This window comes from Lysinibacillus sp. YS11 (assembly GCF_002896375.1).
Lineage (GTDB): Bacteria > Bacillota > Bacilli > Bacillales_A > Planococcaceae > Lysinibacillus > Lysinibacillus capsici.
This window is the reverse complement of sequence record NZ_CP026007.1, coordinates 4,106,212-4,126,350: the sequence shown is the minus strand read 5'-3', so window position 1 is coordinate 4,126,350 and position 20,139 is coordinate 4,106,212. Positions and strand designations below refer to the sequence as shown.

Annotated in this window: 17 protein-coding genes, 8 tRNA genes, 1 rRNA gene and 2 pseudogenes; 27 read left to right on the top strand and 1 reads right to left on the bottom strand. The window is 38.9% G+C overall.

From position 1 onward, the window contains the following. Nucleotides 1–11 precede the first annotated feature (11 nt). From murF to LBYS11_RS20655, 6 genes and pseudogenes are all read left to right on the top strand, one after another. Complete coding sequence (murF, locus tag LBYS11_RS20680; protein ID WP_103118893.1) at nucleotides 12–1,379, top strand: UDP-N-acetylmuramoyl-tripeptide--D-alanyl-D-alanine ligase; 1,368 nt, start codon at nucleotides 12–14, stop codon at nucleotides 1,377–1,379. Nucleotides 1,380–1,454: 75 nt separating this feature from the next. Then, nucleotides 1,455–2,146 (top strand): annotated as a pseudogene (locus tag LBYS11_RS20675) (alpha/beta hydrolase). Between the two features lie 352 nt (nucleotides 2,147–2,498). Then, nucleotides 2,499–4,022, top strand: a complete 1,524-nt coding sequence (locus tag LBYS11_RS20670; protein WP_103118892.1) for a degradosome RNA helicase CshA — start codon at nucleotides 2,499–2,501, stop codon at nucleotides 4,020–4,022. Nucleotides 4,023–4,158: 136 nt separating this feature from the next. Continuing rightward, nucleotides 4,159–4,638 carry a PH domain-containing protein gene (locus LBYS11_RS20665; protein WP_004232029.1) on the top strand — a complete coding sequence of 160 codons (480 nt, stop codon included), beginning with the start codon at nucleotides 4,159–4,161 and terminating at the stop codon, nucleotides 4,636–4,638. Continuing rightward, nucleotides 4,631–6,097, top strand: a complete 1,467-nt coding sequence (locus LBYS11_RS20660) for a PH domain-containing protein (RefSeq protein ID WP_103118891.1) — start codon at nucleotides 4,631–4,633, stop codon at nucleotides 6,095–6,097. Before LBYS11_RS20665 ends, LBYS11_RS20660 begins: the two co-directional genes overlap by 8 nt. A 111-nt stretch (nucleotides 6,098–6,208) precedes the next feature. Further along, on the top strand, nucleotides 6,209–6,784 hold the full coding sequence (locus LBYS11_RS20655) for a GNAT family N-acetyltransferase (RefSeq protein WP_054549589.1): 576 nt from the start codon (nucleotides 6,209–6,211) through the stop codon (nucleotides 6,782–6,784). A 60-nt stretch (nucleotides 6,785–6,844) separates the two neighbouring features. Here the strand turns inward: LBYS11_RS20655 and LBYS11_RS20650 are convergent, their stop codons facing one another. Beyond that, the gene (locus LBYS11_RS20650) at nucleotides 6,845–7,468 is read right to left on the bottom strand and encodes a rhomboid family intramembrane serine protease (RefSeq protein ID WP_048394279.1); all 624 of its coding nucleotides are present in this window, start codon (nucleotides 7,466–7,468) and stop codon (nucleotides 6,845–6,847) included. Between the two features lie 65 nt (nucleotides 7,469–7,533). Here LBYS11_RS20650 and acpS point away from each other — a divergent pair, with 65 nt between their 5' ends. The 21 genes and pseudogenes from acpS to LBYS11_RS20545 all read left to right on the top strand — a co-directional run bounded on the left by acpS (nucleotide 7,534) and on the right by LBYS11_RS20545 (nucleotide 20,133). After that, complete coding sequence (gene acpS / locus LBYS11_RS20645; protein WP_048394281.1) at nucleotides 7,534–7,887, top strand: holo-ACP synthase; 354 nt, start codon at nucleotides 7,534–7,536, stop codon at nucleotides 7,885–7,887. Nucleotides 7,888–8,011: 124 nt separating this feature from the next. Further along, nucleotides 8,012–9,070, top strand: coding sequence for a LolA family protein (locus LBYS11_RS20640; protein ID WP_048394283.1), 1,059 nt, complete (start codon nucleotides 8,012–8,014; stop codon nucleotides 9,068–9,070). A gap of 178 nt (nucleotides 9,071–9,248) precedes the next feature. Then, nucleotides 9,249–10,370 carry an alanine racemase gene (alr, locus tag LBYS11_RS20635; protein WP_103118890.1) on the top strand — a complete coding sequence of 374 codons (1,122 nt, stop codon included), beginning with the start codon at nucleotides 9,249–9,251 and terminating at the stop codon, nucleotides 10,368–10,370. A gap of 301 nt (nucleotides 10,371–10,671) precedes the next feature. Next, a complete protein-coding gene (locus tag LBYS11_RS20630) occupies nucleotides 10,672–10,935 on the top strand; it encodes a hypothetical protein (protein WP_004232053.1) in 264 nt (87 codons plus the stop codon). 4 nt (nucleotides 10,936–10,939) lie between these two features. Then, nucleotides 10,940–11,290: a type II toxin-antitoxin system PemK/MazF family toxin gene (locus LBYS11_RS20625; protein WP_004232054.1), complete on the top strand. Its 351-nt coding sequence runs from the start codon at nucleotides 10,940–10,942 to the stop codon at nucleotides 11,288–11,290. A 361-nt stretch (nucleotides 11,291–11,651) separates the two neighbouring features. Then, nucleotides 11,652–12,052 (top strand): annotated as a pseudogene (locus LBYS11_RS20620) (anti-sigma regulatory factor). A gap of 58 nt (nucleotides 12,053–12,110) precedes the next feature. Next, entirely contained in the window at nucleotides 12,111–13,061 is a 951-nt protein-coding gene (locus LBYS11_RS20615) for a PP2C family protein-serine/threonine phosphatase (RefSeq protein WP_048394289.1), read from the top strand. A gap of 63 nt (nucleotides 13,062–13,124) precedes the next feature. Further along, a complete protein-coding gene (locus tag LBYS11_RS20610; RefSeq protein WP_016993414.1) occupies nucleotides 13,125–13,457 on the top strand; it encodes an STAS domain-containing protein in 333 nt (110 codons plus the stop codon). Continuing rightward, nucleotides 13,457–13,927 carry an anti-sigma B factor RsbW gene (gene rsbW / locus LBYS11_RS20605; protein ID WP_016993413.1) on the top strand — a complete coding sequence of 157 codons (471 nt, stop codon included), beginning with the start codon at nucleotides 13,457–13,459 and terminating at the stop codon, nucleotides 13,925–13,927. The genes LBYS11_RS20610 and rsbW overlap by 1 nt, the downstream gene beginning before the upstream one ends. Then, a complete protein-coding gene (sigB, locus tag LBYS11_RS20600; protein WP_048394290.1) occupies nucleotides 13,905–14,690 on the top strand; it encodes an RNA polymerase sigma factor SigB in 786 nt (261 codons plus the stop codon). The genes rsbW and sigB overlap by 23 nt, the downstream gene beginning before the upstream one ends. 135 nt (nucleotides 14,691–14,825) lie before the next feature. Next, entirely contained in the window at nucleotides 14,826–16,997 is a 2,172-nt protein-coding gene (locus tag LBYS11_RS20595; protein ID WP_103118889.1) for a Tex family protein, read from the top strand. Between the two features lie 67 nt (nucleotides 16,998–17,064). Beyond that, the gene (locus LBYS11_RS20590; protein ID WP_103118888.1) at nucleotides 17,065–17,526 is read left to right on the top strand and encodes a SprT family protein; all 462 of its coding nucleotides are present in this window, start codon (nucleotides 17,065–17,067) and stop codon (nucleotides 17,524–17,526) included. Nucleotides 17,527–17,617: 91 nt separating this feature from the next. Continuing rightward, nucleotides 17,618–17,694 (top strand) — tRNA-Asn (locus tag LBYS11_RS20585). Nucleotide 17,695: 1 nt separating this feature from the next. Then, nucleotides 17,696–17,767, top strand: a tRNA-Glu gene (locus tag LBYS11_RS20580). Nucleotides 17,768–17,797: 30 nt separating this feature from the next. Next, nucleotides 17,798–17,873: transfer RNA gene (locus tag LBYS11_RS20575), tRNA-Asp, on the top strand. Between the two features lie 5 nt (nucleotides 17,874–17,878). Continuing rightward, nucleotides 17,879–17,953 (top strand) — tRNA-Gln (locus tag LBYS11_RS20570). 15 nt (nucleotides 17,954–17,968) lie between these two features. After that, a tRNA-Lys gene (locus LBYS11_RS20565) sits at nucleotides 17,969–18,041 on the top strand. Nucleotides 18,042–18,107: 66 nt separating this feature from the next. After that, nucleotides 18,108–18,193 (top strand) — tRNA-Leu (locus LBYS11_RS20560). A 22-nt stretch (nucleotides 18,194–18,215) separates the two neighbouring features. Further along, nucleotides 18,216–18,292 (top strand) — tRNA-Arg (locus tag LBYS11_RS20555). 17 nt (nucleotides 18,293–18,309) lie between these two features. Continuing rightward, nucleotides 18,310–18,383: transfer RNA gene (locus LBYS11_RS20550), tRNA-Gly, on the top strand. A gap of 198 nt (nucleotides 18,384–18,581) precedes the next feature. Beyond that, nucleotides 18,582–20,133 (top strand): 16S ribosomal RNA (locus tag LBYS11_RS20545). Nucleotides 20,134–20,139: the final 6 nt, after the last annotated feature.

The following is a 20,139-nucleotide window of genomic DNA, read 5'->3' as shown; positions in this document are numbered from 1 at the left end:
GTGGGATTATCGTGAAAAAAACTTTAAAACAATTAGCTGCATGGTTAAATGAGGATATGGCGGCTTTGGGTGACACTGTTGTGTCAGGAATTTCTATTGATACAAGAACAATTCAACAAGGAGACCTATTTGTTCCATTTCGTGGTGAGCATACAAATGGGCATAAGTTTGTAATGCAGGCATTTGAGAAAGGTGCCGGAGCTTCTCTTTGGCAAAAGGATGAGCCGAACCCACCAGAAGGTTACCCGTTGTTGTTTGTGGATGATCCAGAATTAGCTTTGCAAGAAATGGCTAGAGCATATCGTAATGAACATAAAGCAAAATTTATAGGCATTACAGGTTCAAATGGTAAGACATCAACAAAGGATATTTTAGCGGGAACACTAGCTCCATTCTTTAAAGTACAAAAAACAATCGGGAACTTTAATAATCAATTGGGCTTGCCTATTACTATCTTACAGCTTGATGAAGATACTGATGTGGCTGTCCTTGAGATGGGCATGAGTGGATTTGGTGAAATTGAGTTTTTAACGAAGCTTGCTCGTCCACATATGACGGTTATTACCAACATTGGTGAGGCCCATATGCAGGATTTGGGGTCACGTGCAGGTATTGCAAAAGCTAAGTTTGAAATTATTCAAGGAATGCAAGAAGATGGTCTATTATTCTATGATGGTGATGAACCTTTGCTCAAGGAATTAGTGGCAAAAGAACAGCACTTACAGTCAGTGCCGTTCGGGTTAGAATCCAATAATCTTTTATACGCTGACAATATTCATGCTAACGCTGATGGCAGCCACTTCACTACACACGGTATGATCGAGGGTGATTTCTTTATTTCAGTGCTTGGCAAGCATCAAGTAAAAAATACACTTGTGGCCATGTTAATTTCTCATAAGCTAGGTTTAAGCAATGAACAAATACGTACATCCTTAGAGCATGTCGTATTAACTGATATGAGGATGCAACAGGTACTAGGAACGAATGGCGCTCTATTTATCAATGATGCCTATAATGCAGCTCCAACCTCTGTAAAAGCTGCCATTCAATTTATGGCTACATCAACTATTCGACCTGAAAAATGGCTTGTGTTAGGAGATATGCTAGAGCTTGGACCAAATGAGCAACATTTCCACGAGGGTCTGGCTGAGCATATTAATGAGGATGAAATTGATTATGTCTGTTTGTTTGGCCCTCGGATGCAATATCTTTACAAAATATTAAAAGAGCGCTTTGAGGCTGAACGTTTATTGTATACAGAAGATGATTATACGGCTATTATTGAAAAGCTAAAACAAGCGAATGAATCATCTATTGTTTTACTTAAAGGTTCACGTGGTATGAAATTAGAGACAATCTTAAAGGCATTTACGTCATAGTAGCAATGAATCGGTGAGAGAAACGCTCACCGATTTATTTGTGTAGGTTTATCTTTGTTAAATGAGGTGAAGAATTTGTCAGTAGGTGTACTATGTATTCATGGATTTTCAGGTGGACCATATGAGGTGAAGCCATTCACAAGTTATTTACGTTCACATACAGATTGGATAATTGAAGAGCCAACATTGTCTGGACATGGTGAAGAATTACATATGAGTGGTTTTAAGGCGAAACACTGGTTAATGGATGCCGAATTAGCTTTCCGATCGTTGGCAAAAAAGTTGACGAGGTAATCGTTGTTGGCTTTTCAATGGGAGGAATTATAGCGCTATATTTAGCTAAACGTTATAAAGTGAAAAAGCTTGTATTACTAAGTGCTGCTGCAAAGTATGTGAGCCCTAAACAGCTAGTCAAAGATTTTAAAATGTTAGCTACTGAAGCCTATCACCATAATTTGACTAATAACGAACTCTATCTACGCTACCATCAGAAGTTTAACAATGTGCCACTTGCCTCAACAGTAGAATTTATGAAGTTGGTAAGAATGGTGGAGCCGTATTATCGGCATATTCAAATTCCTGTATATATTGTGCAGGGGAAGTTGGATGGGATAGTGCCTTATCATACGGCTCAATTTCTTTTTGATGAATTAGCCTCCACAGACAAGGTTTTGTATTTTTCTGATAATGGCAAGCACCATATATGTTTTGAGGAAGATTGCTCTGAATGGTTTCCACAGGTTTTAATGTTTTTAAAAGGTAAATAAAGTAGTCAGATTATTACGACTCATGCGTTATCGTTGCATAGGATTTAAAGCCATGTTAGACTAGTGTAAGCAATGGATACATTTTGTGCGAAGACTCTTCATATTTGGTTGAAGAGTACTTTTTTTTGAACACAACGGTTTTATTCTAAAGTGAAAAATTACGACAGAATCGAACCGCTCGGTAAAGACCGGGCTTTCCTTTTCATATAAGAGAGCTCTATATGGACTATCATGTAGAGAAAATTTTTAAGTAACGGAAACGTTCCACTACACAGGCTCGAATTTGCCGACAACTTCATCTGAAAATGTAACCATTTGTCAACTTAAAAGGAAAAAAAGGAGATTGAGAAGTTTGACAAATTTTTCAGAATTAAATATTAGCGAATCTACATTACGCTCAGTAAAGCGTATGGGATTTGAAGAAGCAACACCAATCCAAGAAGGTACTATTCGTTTTGCGATTGAAGGCCGTGATGTATTAGGTCAAGCACAAACAGGTACTGGTAAAACTGCCGCTTTCGGGATTCCACTAATTGAAAAAATCGATCCAAAAAACCCTAATATTCAAGCATTAGTCATTGCTCCAACTCGTGAGTTAGCAATTCAAGTTTCAGAAGAGCTTTATAAAATTGGCTATGACAAACGCGTAAAATTATTATCAGTATACGGTGGTCAAGAAATAGGCCGTCAAATTCGTGCACTGAAAAATAGACCTCAAATCATTGTTGGTACGCCAGGTCGTATTATTGATCATATTAATCGACGTACGTTAAAATTAGAAGATGTTCAAACATTAGTATTGGATGAAGCAGATGAAATGTTAAACATGGGCTTTATTGATGATATTAATTCAATCTTAGAAAACGTACCTTCTGAGCGCCAAACATTACTGTTCTCAGCAACAATGCCACCAGCAATTCGTAAAATTGCAGAAACATTTATGCGTGATCCAGAGATTGTAAAAATTAAAGCTAAAGAACTAACTGTTGATAACATTGATCAATATTTTGTTAAGTCTGCTGAACGTGAAAAATTCGATGTTTTATCTCGTTTATTAAACGTTCACCAACCAGAGCTAGCTATTATTTTTGGTCGTACAAAACGTCGTGTAGATGAGCTTGCACAGGCCCTATCTATTCGTGGCTATTTAGCTGAAGGTATTCATGGTGATTTAAGCCAAGCGAAGCGTATCTCAGTATTACGCCAGTTTAAAGAAAATAAAATCGATATCCTTGTTGCGACAGATGTAGCCGCTCGTGGACTTGATATTTCTGGTGTGACACACGTTTATAACTTTGATATTCCTCAAGATCCTGAATCATATGTTCACCGTATTGGACGTACAGGTCGTGCGGGTAAATCAGGTCTTGCCGTAACATTTGTAACACCACGTGAAATGGGTTACTTACGTATTGTAGAAGAAACTACGAAAAAACGTATGACACCTCTTCGCCCACCAACAACGGACGAAGCATTAGAAGGTCAACAACGCTTAGCTGTTGAAACACTGGAAGGTCTTATTGCTAATAACAATTTAGGTGATTACCGTACACTTGCAGCAGAATTATTAGACAATCATGATGCTGTTGATGTTGTTGCAGCTGCTCTGCGTTCATTAACGAGAGAGCCAGACGATACACCAGTAACAATCACAGAAGAACGTCCATTACCAATGCGTCGTGAACGTTCTAGCAATAACCGTGGTGGCGGTGATCGTGGCCGTGGTAACCGTAGCTTTGGCGGCGGACGTCGTGACAATGCTCGCAGTGGAGAGCGTCGCAGTAGCAGTAGCCGTCGAGAGGGTGGACGCCGTGAAGGCGGACGTCGTGAAGGTGGACAAGGTCGTTCTCGTTCTCCAAGACGTCACGAAGGATAATTTTAGACGAAATACACTTAATTTTTTACAGTAAACCTTACAGTCATGATGGCTGTAAGGTTTTTTTTCGGCTATAGTTGAAACAAAAAGGTGAGTGAATTCGTATACACCTAATGAAGAAAGAGGGGGAACGACAATGAGAGCACAACCGATTCATCAAATTTCTCGTAAAGGGCTAACAGTGTGGCGTTTATATGGAGTCATACAAACATTGGTGCTGTTAGTTGTAGCAGGACTTGTAAGCTATGGTACTTATTATTTTGAATGGCCTTCATTTATTTACTTCATAGCATGTGCAATTGTTTTACTAAGTGCGATATTATCTATTTTTATTTTCCCGAAAATAAGATGGGAAAGATGGCGCTATGAAGTTCGAGAGCATGAAATCGAAGTACAACATGGTTTATTTGTTGTGAAACGCACATTAATTCCAATGGTACGTGTGCAACATGTTGATACAACACAAGGGCCGATATTAAAAAAATACGACTTAGGTAATATCTCTATTTCTACAGCTGCAACTGTACATACGATTCCTGCACTTGTTATGGATGAAGCAGACGTACTGCGTGCGCGTATTTCTGATTTAGCAAGGGTGGCTGAAGATGATGTCTAAGGAAATTAATCGTTTACACCCAGTGTCTGCAATTATAACGAGTGTAAAAGCATTGAAAAGTATGATATTACCAATTGCCATTATTATCATAAGTAACGGCTTTAATTTTTCTTTGAATTTTCGTAGTGATCATTTTTTTGAAACCCTTTTACTTTTCGGTGTATGGGGAGTAGCAGCACTTCTTGCGCTCGTGGGAGGAATCATAAAATGGCGGACATTTGTTTACTGGTTTGAAGATGGGGAGTTGCGTGTGACATATGGATTATTTGTTAAAAAGAAACGTTATATCCCTTTTGAACGTATTCAAAGTTTGAATTACAATGAAGGTGTTTTTCATCGTATTTTTGGTTTAGTGAAAGTTCAGGTGGAGACTGCTGGTAGTAAAGGGGGAAAACCTGAGGTTGAGCTGACAGCCATTCGCAAAGCAGCAGCAGATGTTATTGAATTAGAAATGCGTCATGCTAAAAACGAAGCAGTTCAACAACAGGATCAAATGCAGGTTGTAGAGGAAGCTATACCAACTCCGATGATTTACCATATGTCCATGCGAGATTTACTAGTATTAGCAACAACATCTGGTGGAATTGGTGTTGTGTTATCAGGTCTTGCAGCCGTTGCTTCACAATTTTCCGACATTATTCCTTATGAAACTGTATTTCATGAGTTAGCTGATTTCGTGAAAATCGGCGCATTTTTAGTGGCATTGACGGTGATGGTTGTTTTAATTGTTGCTTGGATTGTATCAGTGGTCATCACACTGATAAATTATTATGATTACACTGTCCGCATTGAGGAAGAAAAGTTGATTATCACAAAGGGACTGTTAGAAAAAAAGCGTATTACTTTGCCGTTGAATCGAATTCAGGCAATTCGTATTGTGGAAAATCCACTACGTCAGTTAACAGGCTATGCTACAGTGGTTGTTGAAAGTGCTGGTGGTAATGGTGAAAATGGAAATGATAAAAAAATTACGCTATTTCCACTTATTAAGAAGCCGGATTGTATGCAAACATTAGAACAGCTTTTCCCAGAAATGAATTGGCAGCCTACATTTACTCGCTCACCAAAAAGGGCAAGACCATTTTTTTATCGCATTGATTTTTTCTGGCTAGTTCCGATTATCGGTGCATCTATCTATTTCTTTTATCCATACGGGCTATTGTCGTTGCTGTTAATTCCATTAACAATGTTACTTGGTATTTGGCAACATAAAACAGCAGGCTATCAAATAGATGGCAAACAACTGGCTATGCAGTATCGTGTGTTTAGTCGAATTACGTTAATCATGGAGAAGAAGCGAATTCAATCTATTGAAAGTACACAATCATACTTTCAAAAAAGAAAGAATGTTATGTCTGTAAAAGCAACCGTCATGTCAGGAGCAACTGGTACAACGGGGAGTGTTTCCAGCTTAGAGCAACAAGATGCCGAGACGATCTTAACATGGTACGAACATTAATGAACTAAAAAGCTAATCCTTTCAATTTTATGGAAGGATTAGCTTTTTTAACTATAAATAAATAGAGATGCTGTTTATAATAAAATAAATAGAACAAAAGGGGTGGAGACATTGTTTAAATATGACATTAATGAAAGCGCTTATTTAAAGCTTTTGGATTTAAGTGATGTAGAAGAGTTATTCGCTTTAACTGACCGTTCAAGGGATACATTACGTGAATGGTTGCCCTTTGTAGATGATGTCAAAACAGTAAAGGATACTGAGCAATTCGTAAAAAATGCTATGCAACAATATGCTGATCACAATGGCATACAAGCAGGGATTTACTATGATGGAAAGCTTGCCGGTGTTATCGGCTATCACCAAATCAACTGGCAACATAAATGGACAAGTATTGGCTACTGGCTAGGGAATGAATTTGTAGGAAAGGGGCTCGTTACGAATTCCATGAAAGCATTGATTGATTTTGCCTTTAATTATTTAAAGTTAAATCGTATAGAAGTGCGTGTTGCAGTTGGTAATATTCGTAGTCGTACAATCCCAAAGGTATTGGGCTTTCATGAAGAAGGGCGTTTAAGGGATGCTGAGTGGCTATATGATCACTACGTAGATCAGGTTGTTTATGGTTTAACAGCAACTGAATGGAAAAAAATAAAGATGTCAAATGAAGCTACAGTGGTTTTATAATGGAGGTCATTGTAAGGAAAGAGGAGCTGCTCTATAGGTGAGCAGCTCCTCTTTTTAATGTTATGGTCTACCAGCCATCTTTTGTTTGCGCCAGCTTAAAATTCTTTTTGGATGTAAATAGACAAGTCCAAGGATAAATCCGGTTACTAGACCGCCTAAATGAGCAAAGACATTCACATTTGGTTGGAGAAAGGTCATAATGACACTGATGACGATGATTGGTAAAATGAGCTTACGAAGCATGGGCATTGTACGTCGAGTATAGTAAACTAATGCCCCAAATGCACCAAAAATTCCAAAAATAGCCCCACTTGCACCAAGGCTCGCATAACTACTATCATAGAATATATAGGTTGCCATGTTGCCTACAATACCTGATACTAAATAAATTGTAATGAAACGTGCTTTCCCTGCGATTTTTTCTAGCTCTGGTCCAAAGAGATATAAGGAAAACATATTAAAAAACACATGCATAAAACCTGCATGTAAAAACATGGCAGAGAAAACACGCCACCATTCACCACTTTGAATCAGGAAATTTGCTTGGATTCCGTAATTCCACAAGAGTGTTCCTATGCTGGGTATGAGAGACAATACATAAAGAGTAAGATTTATTGCTATTAAAGTTGAAACAACAGGGTAATACTTTGTATATTGCTTAAAATTTTCCGTTCTACTAAACATGGCTCCACCTCAATTTACAATTATTATACATGCCTTGTTGGAAATAGGTAAAGGAGAAGGTTCACATGATTAAGGGAATTGGCCTCGATATTGTAGAGATTGATCGTATTGCAAAGGCTATGAAACGAACAGATAAATTTAAAGACCGCATTTTAACGATAAATGAAAAAAAAATATTTGATGGTTATTCGGAAACTCGCAAAATAGAATTTTTAGCTGGGCGATTTGCTGCAAAAGAAGCATTTTCGAAGGCTCTGGGAACAGGGCTTGGGGAACAATGTAAGCTTCATGATTTGGAAGTGTTAAAAGGAGCAGCTGGCAATCCTGTTTTATATTTTAAGGATGAACTTGTCAATGGTTTTGTTAGTATTACGCATTCTAAGCAATACGCAGCTGCTCAAGTAATCTTATTAGAATAGTACTTAACTTGTCTAAAAGGATTGCATGTAAATTTAAATATATTGCCCTTTCTTCAAATGACATAACTGACAAATACGGTTCATATATTGTCGTAGTGGATTTGAAAGAAGAAAGGGTGAAAGCGTGGGCAACCGTATAGTTAAATGGCTCGTCTTACTTTGTACGATATTACTTCTGTCGGCATGTGGTGCAGCCTCACAGGAAAAAGTGTTGAAGAAAGTGAATGGTAAATGGGCAGAGACGAATGGTTATGAATTAAATGCATCGATGGAAATTAAATCGGGTGGGGAACCTAGAAATTATGATGTAACAGTATGGCACACAAAACCTGATTTCTATCGAGTAGAAGTAGTTGAAAGTGGGAAAGATGTTTCTCAAATGATTGTACGTAATGCTGATGGTGTTTTTGTCGTAACACCGACATTAAACAAAATGTATAAATTCCAAAGTGATTGGCCAAAGAAAAATAGTCAGGCATACTTAATTGGAGCGCTAGCAGAAGATTTAGCAGAAGATAAAAATCTTGTCATGAAAGAAGAAGAAAAAGCATATATATTTGAAGCGGCTACTAGAAATAGCTATAAGAACAGTATGCCACATCAGGTTATAACAGTAGATAAGAAAACTTTATTGCCAACCTCAGTAGTGATTATGAATGATGTGAAAGAAGAGCAAATCAAAATCACATTTAAGAAAATTAAGCTAGGTGTACAACATGCTGCAAAAGAGTATGCAGTTGAGCAATTCACTGATAAAGATAACACGAAAGGTGAACAAGCTACACCTGCCGAAAAAGAAGGGCAAGAAGATAATGAGGATAAGGAAGCTGTTGGAGCAGAAGTTGAATATCAAGAATTCCAAACACATTATCCTGTTGTAAATTGGGCACAATTAGCGAATGAAAAAGTTGTGCAGGAAAGTGGAATGGAACGAGTAATCTTAACATACGATGGTGAGAAGGCATTTACTGTTATGCAGCAACCAGTAATGAAGGAAAATTCAATGTTACCTGTATCGTCACCTGGTGATCCAGTTGATTTAGGCTATACAATTGGTGCTATTACAGATACATCAATTAGTTGGGAAAAAGATGGCGTTGAATTCTTTGTAGCATCAAGTAAATTAACGCGAGAAGAAATGATTGAAGTTGCTACATCTATGACGATAAGTAGTATGAAGTAACTTTTCTGGCTACAGCCTTCTGGAATACGGAGGCTGTAGCTTATTGATAATTAAAATGAACCTATAAAGTATAGGCTCATCCGAAAACTAAAACTTTGTGTGTACAAGCTAAATCGACATACTTTGCAATATGTATGTCCTACATAATGTTTTAATTAAAAATAAAGAGGGTATTCTTATGAAGACACAGCAGTTTTTTCGTCCAACAAAAGCAATAATAGACTTACAAGCAATTCAACAAAATGTAAAAAACTTAAAAGAATTTTTACGACCTAATGTTCAAATTATCGCTGTAGTAAAAGCAAATGCGTATGGTCATGGAGATGTAGCCGTTGCACGGGCAGCTCTTGAAGCTGGTGCCACAGTACTTGCAGTGGCAACGCCCGATGAGGCATTACATATTCGAGCACATTTTGAAGAACCAGACATATTAATATTAGGTGCATCTCCAGTTTCGTTTGCTCCTTATGCAGCGCAGCAACGTATTATACTTACGGCATTTGCCGATGATTGGATTCAGCAAGCTGCTTCTCTTTTAGTGGATGAAGCGCTTCCTTTACGACTTCATATAAAAATAGATAGCGGAATGGGTAGAATAGGTATTCGCTCAGAGCAGGAATTATTAGAGCTCTATCAAACAATACAGTCTGCAGATAACATGGAGCTGGATGGAATATTTACACACTTTGCGACAGCTGATGAAGAGGATACGCTACATTTTGATCAACAGGTACAATTTTTTGAGAAATGTTTAGCTGTAATACCTAATAAGCCGCGACTTGTTCATGCATCTAATACAGCAGCCTCATTAGTAAAAGATCCGCATTTACAATATGATGCTGTTAGATTTGGTATTTCGATGTATGGATTATCACCTTCTTCATATGTGAAAAGTATATTACCTTTTCATTTGTTACCAGCGTTCTCGCTTGAAAGTGAACTTGTTCATGTAAAGCAAATAAAATCAGGTGATCCAGTTGGCTATGGAGCTACATATGTTGCTTCGACAGATATGTGGATAGGAACAATTCCAATTGGCTATGCAGATGGCGTGATTCGTAAGTTAGGTGGACAAGAGGTTTTAATTGATGGACAAAGAATGCCGATTGTTGGACGAATTTGTATGGACCAATGTATGGTTGCCTTACCAAAAGCATATGATATAGGTGAGAAGGTAACACTCATTGGTCGACAAGGAAATACTGGAGTATCGATCGATGAATGGGCAACAAAGCTCGAAACAATTAATTATGAAATACCATGCATTATAACAACAAGAGTTCCTAGAACATATCTTTAGTTGTCTTTCATTAGAATAAGTCAAATCTCAATGTAATGTCATGAGCAATGTTCCAAGTTGAATTTGGTAAATAAATTAGCACTGGAGAACTTATTTCTTTTCCAAAACATAGTAATGGCTCATATTTGAAAACACATTGCAATAATAATTATTCAGCATATACCTTCGACAACCAACATATTTTTACAATTTGTACTTCAAATTGTCAGATATTTTGTCATTTCATGTCTTTTCAACAATATCTTTCAATGATAGAATGGGAAGTAATGAAAAGTGTATGGTTCCGTTGGAGGTGCTTGCTGTGTACGAGAAAAAGTTAAGAGAAGCTACAATTGCTGTTCAAGACAGACTATTTCTACAAACAAAGGAAGTAATTGAAGGTGAATCTTTTGTGCGTATTTTGGCGCGCAAAAATTTAATGCAGGAGCAACCAAATCAAATACGGGAAGCTATGATTAAAGGATATGTTGAAATGTCTCATATTAATTTAATGATTGCGAGCGAATGCTTGCATGCAGAATATGAAGCACAACATATGGTGGAGCGTCTCGTTAGCGGGGGATGACACTTTGAATGTAAAACGTGGTGACGTTTTTTTTGCAGACTTATCACCGGTAATAGGTTCTGAACAAGGAGGCACTAGGCCGGTGCTGATTATTCAAAATGATATTGGCAATCGATTTAGTCCGACTGTCATCATCGCAGCTATCACTGCACAGATTCAAAAGGCAAAGTTACCGACACACGTTGAAATCAATGCTGAAAAGTATGGTTTTGAACGTGATTCGGTTATTTTGCTAGAACAAGTGCGGACAATTGATAAGTCAAGATTGACGGATCGTATTACGCAACTGGATCATGCTGTGATGGAAAAAGTTGATGGTGCGTTGATGATTAGTTTAGGTCTAGTTAAATTTTGATATACATATGTGTATAGAAGCATCGAGATTATGATATCTCGATGCTTTTTTGTCTTTTATCCTTGAAATGTCTTTACCATAATTTGAATTACGATAGATCTTGCTCAGCAAGCGATTTTGATACGAAAGATGAAGTACCTGAAATAATTAAGCCAAGGTGTAATTGATAAATGTTACAAAAAGCTTTAAGATATACACAAGATTTTTAATAAAAATAGATTTTTGAAAAAATTCTTAAAAGGTATATGAAAATTTACATAGAATATTCCATTTATAGAGGCAATTCATTCATTTTAAATGATGGCAAGCAGTTTGAATAAAAGTGTAAGAGTATAACTCCAAAGGAAATGGAGGGACAGCAGTGACATATAGGTCTTCGGTTGAAATTATTACAGAGTGGGATATTGTTGCAGCTAGACAACTGGGGCGCAATGAAGCAAAAGCACTTGGATTTGGCACTGTTGATCAAGCCCGCATCACCACGGCAATTAGTGAATTAGCACGAAATATTTATTTATATGCAAGTATAGGTGTCATAGCAATTGAAAGGGTTGAAGCAGATACTGAAAAGAAAATAGTTGTTGTTGCAACAGATCAAGGGCCTGGTATTAAAGATGTTCGTAAAGTAATGGAGGATGGTTATTCCACCTCGGGGGGCTAGGTGCTGGTTTGCCAGGTGTTAAACGACTGATGGATAGTTTAGATATTCAATCTGTCGTTGGAGAGGGAACAACGATAAGAGCGGAAAAATGGTTGCGTTAGGACGTGAAGAAAACTGAAACAATTAGAAGCTCAGTATAAAAAAATATTAGCAGATTATATGGTCAACCAAACAGAAAGAAATTTATATATCGCTCAGAACTTCACACGTCAGTTAATTCAAAAAAATATCTCTCCCGAGGATGTTATTAGCATTCATAAAAATGCTGTAGAACAAATATTTCCGAATCAAATGAACGAATCACAGCCTGCCTATGATTTTTTGATTGAAGTAATGGTGCATTATGGAATGGCACATAGAGAGCATCAAAGTTTACTTCAAAAGCAAGCTGAATATGAAATGGAAATGAAAATAGCGACAAACATCCAAAAAACATTGTTGAAAACTTATGTGCCGAATATGCAAAATATTGATATAGGTATGATTTCAGTACCTATTCGAAAAATGAACGGCGATTATGTACATTTTTTTCATGATGGAGAAGAATATTTGAGTGTGGCTGTGACAGATGTTGTCGGTAAAGGAGTTCCTGCTGCTTTATGTATGTCGATGGTGAAATATGGACTTGAAACATTAGTATATGCATATAAAGATCCCTCATATGTTTTAGAAGTTATTAATAGGGTAATAGAAAAAGGTGTGGATGACAGTATGTTTGTTTCGATGTTTTATGGCTGCTTAGATGTAGAGCAAAACATTTTTTCTTATGCTTCGGCAGGCCATGAACCAGCTTTACATTATAGTGCAAAGAACGATCAGTTCTTTACCTTAGAGGCTAAAGGTTTACTATTGGGTGTATTGTCTGAAACAAACTATACGTTTCATGAAATTGTGTTAGAAGAGAATGATTTGATTATTATGATGACCGACGGTGTGACAGAATTTAGAGTGAAAGAAGAATTAAATTCGCGAGAGGTAATCACAACTTTAATAAAAGAAAATAGACATTTATCTGCCCAGCAATTGTGTCAGCTCCTTTATAAGGAAATAGAGAGAGTGCAAAATTTTAAACTATTTGATGATTTTACTGTAGTTATTTTAAAAAAATAGGTTTAAGTTTAAATTGAACAGGGTAGAGAAAATAGTCTAACAAATATGGTGGAGGTGTGCTATATGGACGTAACGATACATTTTAAAGAAATTGATCATAAATTATTTGGCTTTGTTGAGGGTGAGATTGATACGTTTACAGCTTCAGGATTACGAGACGAATTAGAAGCTGTAAAGATTACAGAGGGTTTAGAAATTGAGCTTGATCTATCAAAGGTAAATTACATGGATAGTACAGGACTTGGGATTTTTGTTGCCTTTTATAAAAGAGCATTACGTGAAAATGGTAAAGTAAAGCTCGTTGGTTTATCGAATAGGTTACAAAGATTATTTGAAATTACTGGTCTTAGTGATTTGATGGATATCGAAACTGATAAAAAGGTGGAATTAAGATAATGAAGGAATTTGACTATATTGAAATTAGAGTTCCTGCTAAACCGCAATTTGTCAGTGTCATTCGATTAACTGTCTCGGGCTTAGCGAGTAGGATTGGCTTTAATTATGATGATATTGAAGATTTAAAAATTGCAGCAAGTGAGGCTGTGACAAATGTTGTTCACCATGCTTATAAAGACGAAGAAGAGGGTGAAATTGTCATCGGGTGTGCGCTGTATGACAATAAAATGGAAATGATGATTGCGGATTACGGCAATAGTTTTAATTTTGAAGAGATTAAGTCTAAGATTGGACCGTATCATCCTGAAGAAAGTATTGCAGGGCTAAGAGAAGGTGGTTTGGGACTTTATTTAATGGAAACTTTGATGGATGAGGTGATGATCAATAACGATGGTGGCGTAACTGTCTTCATGACAAAGTATGTCACTAGGGAGCAGGTGGAGAAAAATGTCGAAAGAATCACTACATAAATCTTCATCTAAAGAAGATGTACTTAAGTGGATTGAATTGTACCAGTCAACGGAGGATGATGAAGCACAAACCAATTTAGTGATTCATTATCGATATCTAGTTGAATCTATAGCTCGTAAATATTCGAATGGTAAATCATATTATGATGATATTGTTCAAGTAGGGATGCTGGGATTGTTAGGTGCAATAAGACGTTTTGATCCGAATGTTGGTCGTAGTTTTGAAGCTTTTGCCGTGCCAACAATTGTTGGGGAAATCAAACGTTTTTTACGTGATAAAACATGGGATGTGCATGTACCTAGACGTATAAAGGAACTTGGGCCGAGGATTAAATCAACTGTGGAGGCGCTGACAATTGAATTACAGCGTTCTCCATCCATTAAAGATATTGCTGAACGATTAGAAGTAGCAGAGGAAGAGGTACTAGAAGCTATGGAAATGAGCCGTAGTTATCAAGCTCTTTCTATGGACCATTCGATAGAGTCAGACTCAGACGGTAGTACAGTCACGTTATTCGATATTTTGGGCAGGGAAGACGATGGCTATGAAATGACCAATAAACGAATGATTGTTTCAGAGGCGCTGGTTGTGTTGAATGAGAGGGAAAAACAAATTATTCAGCTTACATATCTAGAGCAACTTAGTCAAAAAGAAGCTGGAGAACGATTAGGGATTTCTCAAATGCATGTATCGAGGATACAAAGGAAAGCAATAAAGAAATTACAAGAGGCTATTCTAGCAAGTGGCAGTGTTTCGCTCTAATCTTTCGTGGGTGTTTAATGAAAAATACCTTTAAAATGAATGGAAATAGTCTACTCATATTCGTCTGAGTAGACTATTTTTTTGCATTTTTAGTAAAGTGTAATGGTAAAATGAAAAGAAAAAGGTAGTGATGATGTGGAGCAAAAGCAAATGTTACAGCTCATTGCAAAGGATGTAGCAGTCAAACCAGGGCAAGTAGAAGCTGTTATTAACTTATTAGAAGAGGGAAATACGGTACCATTTATTGCGCGCTATCGAAAAGAGGTTACAGGATCACTCGATGAGGTGCAAATTAAAGCTGTAGAAGATCGTTATCACTACATACAGCAACTTGAACAACGGAAAGAAGAAGTTATACGATTAATCCAAGAGCAAGAAAAGCTTACACCAGAATTAGAGCAGGCTATTCTTTCTGCAACAATCTTACAACGTGTTGAGGATTTATATAGACCTTATAAGCAAAAACGACGTACAAAGGCGACGATTGCAAAAGAGAAAGGTTTAGAGCCTCTTGCAGATCTCCTGTTAGCATTTAGTGATGATGCATTAGAGCAATTAGCAACTGACTTTGTGGACAACGAACAAGTTACTAATACGGAAGAAGCCCTGATAGGAGCTCGAGATATATTAGCAGAACGTTTTGCGGACGATGCCTCTATTCGTGAAAAAATCCGAGCTTATTCATGGAAAGATGGAATTCTTGTGACGTCTGTGAAAAATACAGAAATCGACGAGAAAAATGTTTTTGAAATGTATTACGAATATGAAGAGCCTGTTAGTCGCATTGTACCACACCGTATTTTAGCGATAAACCGAGGAGAGAAAGAAGAAATCTTAAAGGTTTCTATTCATGTGCCGGTGGATCGAGTATTAATGATTATGTGGAAAGAATGGATACCTGCAACTGGTTCGTCTCCTGCTATTGCAGAAGTTAAACTAGCAATCGAGGATTCGTACAAGCGTTTAATTCAGCCTTCAATTGAAAGGGAATTACGAAACGAGCTTACAGAAAAAGCTGAGGCACAGGCTATTCATATTTTTTCCGAAAATTTACGTAACCTATTGCTACAACCACCTATGAAAGGTAAATATGTTTTAGGGGTTGATCCAGCTTACCGTACAGGTTGCAAGCTAGCGGTTGTAGATGAAACTGGGAAAATGCTTGAGGTTACAGCTATTTACCCACATCCGCCGAAACCAGATGTGGCAAAATCCAAAGCTATTGTAAAAGGAATTTTGGCAAAGTATCCAATAAGTATAATTGCCATTGGTAATGGTACAGCATCTCGGGAGACAGAACAATTTATCGCAGATGTATTAAATGAACTTACTACTGACATAGCCTATGTGATTGTCAATGAAGCGGGGGCATCTGTTTATTCAGCGTCTGAAATTGCACGTACAGAATTTCCTGATTTACAGGTTGAACAACGTAGTGCTGTCTCCATTGCACGTCGCTTACAGGATCCTTTATCAGAGTTAGTGAAAATTGAACCAAAAGCTGTGGGTGTAGGTCAGTATCAGCATGATGTTTCTCAAAAAAAATTAAATGAATCGCTATCTTTTATAGTAGAAACAGCTGTTAACCAAGTTGGTGTAGATGTAAATACGGCTTCATCATCACTCTTACAATATGTTTCTGGTCTATCAAAAACTGTTGCAGAGAATATCGTAAAGACGCGAGAGGAAAATGGTCAATTTACTACACGTGCGCAATTAAAGAAGATTCCAAGGTTAGGCGCCAAAACGTATGAACAAGCTATTGGTTTCCTACGTGTCCCAGAAGCAAAAAATCCGTTTGATGCTACAGGTATTCATCCTGAGAGCTATGCCCTTGCTGAGCAAATATTAGCAGAGGCTCAAATAGATAAAAAAGAGTTAGGGACACAGAAGGCAGAGGATGCTATTGCAGCACTAAATATCCAAAAATTAAGTGATGTGCTTGGAGTAGGAGTTGTGACAATTCAAGATATCGTGGATACCTTAATGAAACCTAGTCGTGACCCACGTGATGCATTCCCACAACCATTGCTTAAGACTGATGTATTAAAAATGGAAGATTTAAAAGTAGGTATGGAATTGCAGGGGACGGTAAGAAATGTAGTAGATTTCGGCGCATTTGTTGACATTGGCGTGAAGCAAGATGGACTTGTGCATATTTCTAAACTCCAAAATAAACGTATTAAGCATCCATTAGAAGTTGTGGCACTTGGGGATATTGTAACTGTCTGGGTTGAACAAATAGATGTAACGAAAGGGCGTATCTCTTTAACGATGCTTCCTCCTAAAAATCAAGCATTAGTTTGAGTACTAAATTTTTGCCACACTGTCTATACTACGCAGTGTGGTATTCTTGTTGTTAGAGGTGATTACTATGGACAATCAAGAATTACAAGAGCTTGTTCGTCGCTTATCTTTAGAAAACTTTCAGAGGCCTTTTCTGCATCAAGCCTACTTTAATCCGAGATTACGGTCAACGGGAGGACGATATCTTTTACAATCCCATAATATTGAGATTAATCCTAAAGCCTATGAGTTATACGGTTTGAAAGAGATTCAAGGTATTGTTTTACACGAATTATGCCATTATCACCTACATATTGAAGGTAAAGGGTATCAGCATCGAGATAAAGATTTTAGAGAATTATTAAGGAAAGTAGATGCCCCTCGATTTTGCGCAGTTTTACATGTCCCGAAAGCTACAGTTAAAAAACAACGACGACGCTATACATATACTTGTGTCAATTGCCACCAATTATATATACGGAAAATAAAAATGAATGTTGAAAAGTATTGTTGCAGTAAGTGTTTGGGGAAATTAAAATTAGTAGAGTAAAAAAAGTTTAAAAAATAGTTGACGTTTTGTTGAGTTGTCCCTATAATAGTAAAAGTCGACAAGATAACGACGACAACATAACATGAATTATTCCGAAGTAGCTCAGTTGGTAGTAGCACCTGACTGTTAATCAGGTTGTCGCAGGTTCGAGTCCTGCCTTCGGAGCCATGGCCCCTTGGTCAAGTGGTTAAGACACCGCCCTTTCACGGCGGTAACACGGGTTCGAATCCCGTAGGGGTCATTTTTCATAATTTAATGTAAATAATATTTTGGTCCCGTGGTGTAGCGGTTAACATGCCTGCCTGTCACGCAGGAGATCGCCGGTTCGATCCCGGTCGGGACCGCCACTTATTGGGGTATAGCCAAGCGGTAAGGCAACGGATTTTGATTCCGTCATGCCTAGGTTCGAATCCTAGTACCCCAGCCATTCATTTCTTAATTCGAGCCATTAGCTCAGTTGGTAGAGCATCTGACTTTTAATCAGAGGGTCGAAGGTTCGAGTCCTTCATGGCTCATCTCTTTAAGAAAAAGAGTTGACTTTTTGAATTATCATAGTATAATAAAAAAGTTACTAATTGAATGCGGTCGTGGCGGAACGGCAGACGCGCTAGGTTGAGGGCCTAGTGGGGGCAACCCCGTGGAGGTTCAAGTCCTCTCGGCCGCACCAAGTCAATTAATTAATTTCATATGCGCCCGTAGCTCAATTGGATAGAGCGTCTGACTACGGATCAGAAGGTTGTGGGTTCGACTCCTGCCGGGCGCGCCATTTTTAAGAAAATATATGCGGGTGTAGTTTAATGGTAAAACCTCAGCCTTCCAAGCTGATGTCGTGAGTTCGATTCTCATCACCCGCTCCAAAAAAAGTGTTGACAACCTCTTGGTTGTATGGTAAATTTAAATAGTTGTCCAAAAGGGCGATGACTTGAACCTTGAAAACTGAACAAGCAAAACGTAATCAATAAAAGTTTTAAGTAGCTAGTTTTGCTAGTGAACAAAACACAATTTTGGACATCAAACATGATGCCAGCAAAACAATTTGAGCTAATCAAATTTCTTTTATGGAGAGTTTGATCCTGGCTCAGGACGAACGCTGGCGGCGTGCCTAATACATGCAAGTCGAGCGAACAGAAAAGGAGCTTGCTCCTTTGACGTTAGCGGCGGACGGGTGAGTAACACGTGGGCAACCTACCCTATAGTTTGGGATAACTCCGGGAAACCGGGGCTAATACCGAATAATCTCTTTTACTTCATGGTGAAAGACTGAAAGACGGTTTCGGCTGTCGCTATAGGATGGGCCCGCGGCGCATTAGCTAGTTGGTGAGGTAACGGCTCACCAAGGCGACGATGCGTAGCCGACCTGAGAGGGTGATCGGCCACACTGGGACTGAGACACGGCCCAGACTCCTACGGGAGGCAGCAGTAGGGAATCTTCCACAATGGGCGAAAGCCTGATGGAGCAACGCCGCGTGAGTGAAGAAGGTTTTCGGATCGTAAAACTCTGTTGTAAGGGAAGAACAAGTACAGTAGTAACTGGCTGTACCTTGACGGTACCTTATTAGAAAGCCACGGCTAACTACGTGCCAGCAGCCGCGGTAATACGTAGGTGGCAAGCGTTGTCCGGAATTATTGGGCGTAAAGCGCGCGCAGGCGGTCCTTTAAGTCTGATGTGAAAGCCCACGGCTCAACCGTGGAGGGTCATTGGAAACTGGGGGACTTGAGTGCAGAAGAGGAAAGTGGAATTCCAAGTGTAGCGGTGAAATGCGTAGAGATTTGGAGGAACACCAGTGGCGAAGGCGACTTTCTGGTCTGTAACTGACGCTGAGGCGCGAAAGCGTGGGGAGCAAACAGGATTAGATACCCTGGTAGTCCACGCCGTAAACGATGAGTGCTAAGTGTTAGGGGGTTTCCGCCCCTTAGTGCTGCAGCTAACGCATTAAGCACTCCGCCTGGGGAGTACGGTCGCAAGACTGAAACTCAAAGGAATTGACGGGGGCCCGCACAAGCGGTGGAGCATGTGGTTTAATTCGAAGCAACGCGAAGAACCTTACCAGGTCTTGACATCCCGTTGACCACTGTAGAGATATAGTTTCCCCTTCGGGGGCAACGGTGACAGGTGGTGCATGGTTGTCGTCAGCTCGTGTCGTGAGATGTTGGGTTAAGTCCCGCAACGAGCGCAACCCTTGATCTTAGTTGCCATCATTTAGTTGGGCACTCTAAGGTGACTGCCGGTGACAAACCGGAGGAAGGTGGGGATGACGTCAAATCATCATGCCCCTTATGACCTGGGCTACACACGTGCTACAATGGACGATACAAACGGTTGCCAACTCGCGAGAGGGAGCTAATCCGATAAAGTCGTTCTCAGTTCGGATTGTAGGCTGCAACTCGCCTACATGAAGCCGGAATCGCTAGTAATCGCGGATCAGCATGCCGCGGTGAATACGTTCCCGGGCCTTGTACACACCGCCCGTCACACCACGAGAGTTTGTAACACCCGAAGTCGGTGAGGTAACCTTTTGGAGCCAGCCGCCGAAGGTGGGATAGATGATTGGGGTGAAGTCGTAACAAGGTAGCCGTATCGGAAGGTGCGGCTGGATCACCTCCTTTCTAAGG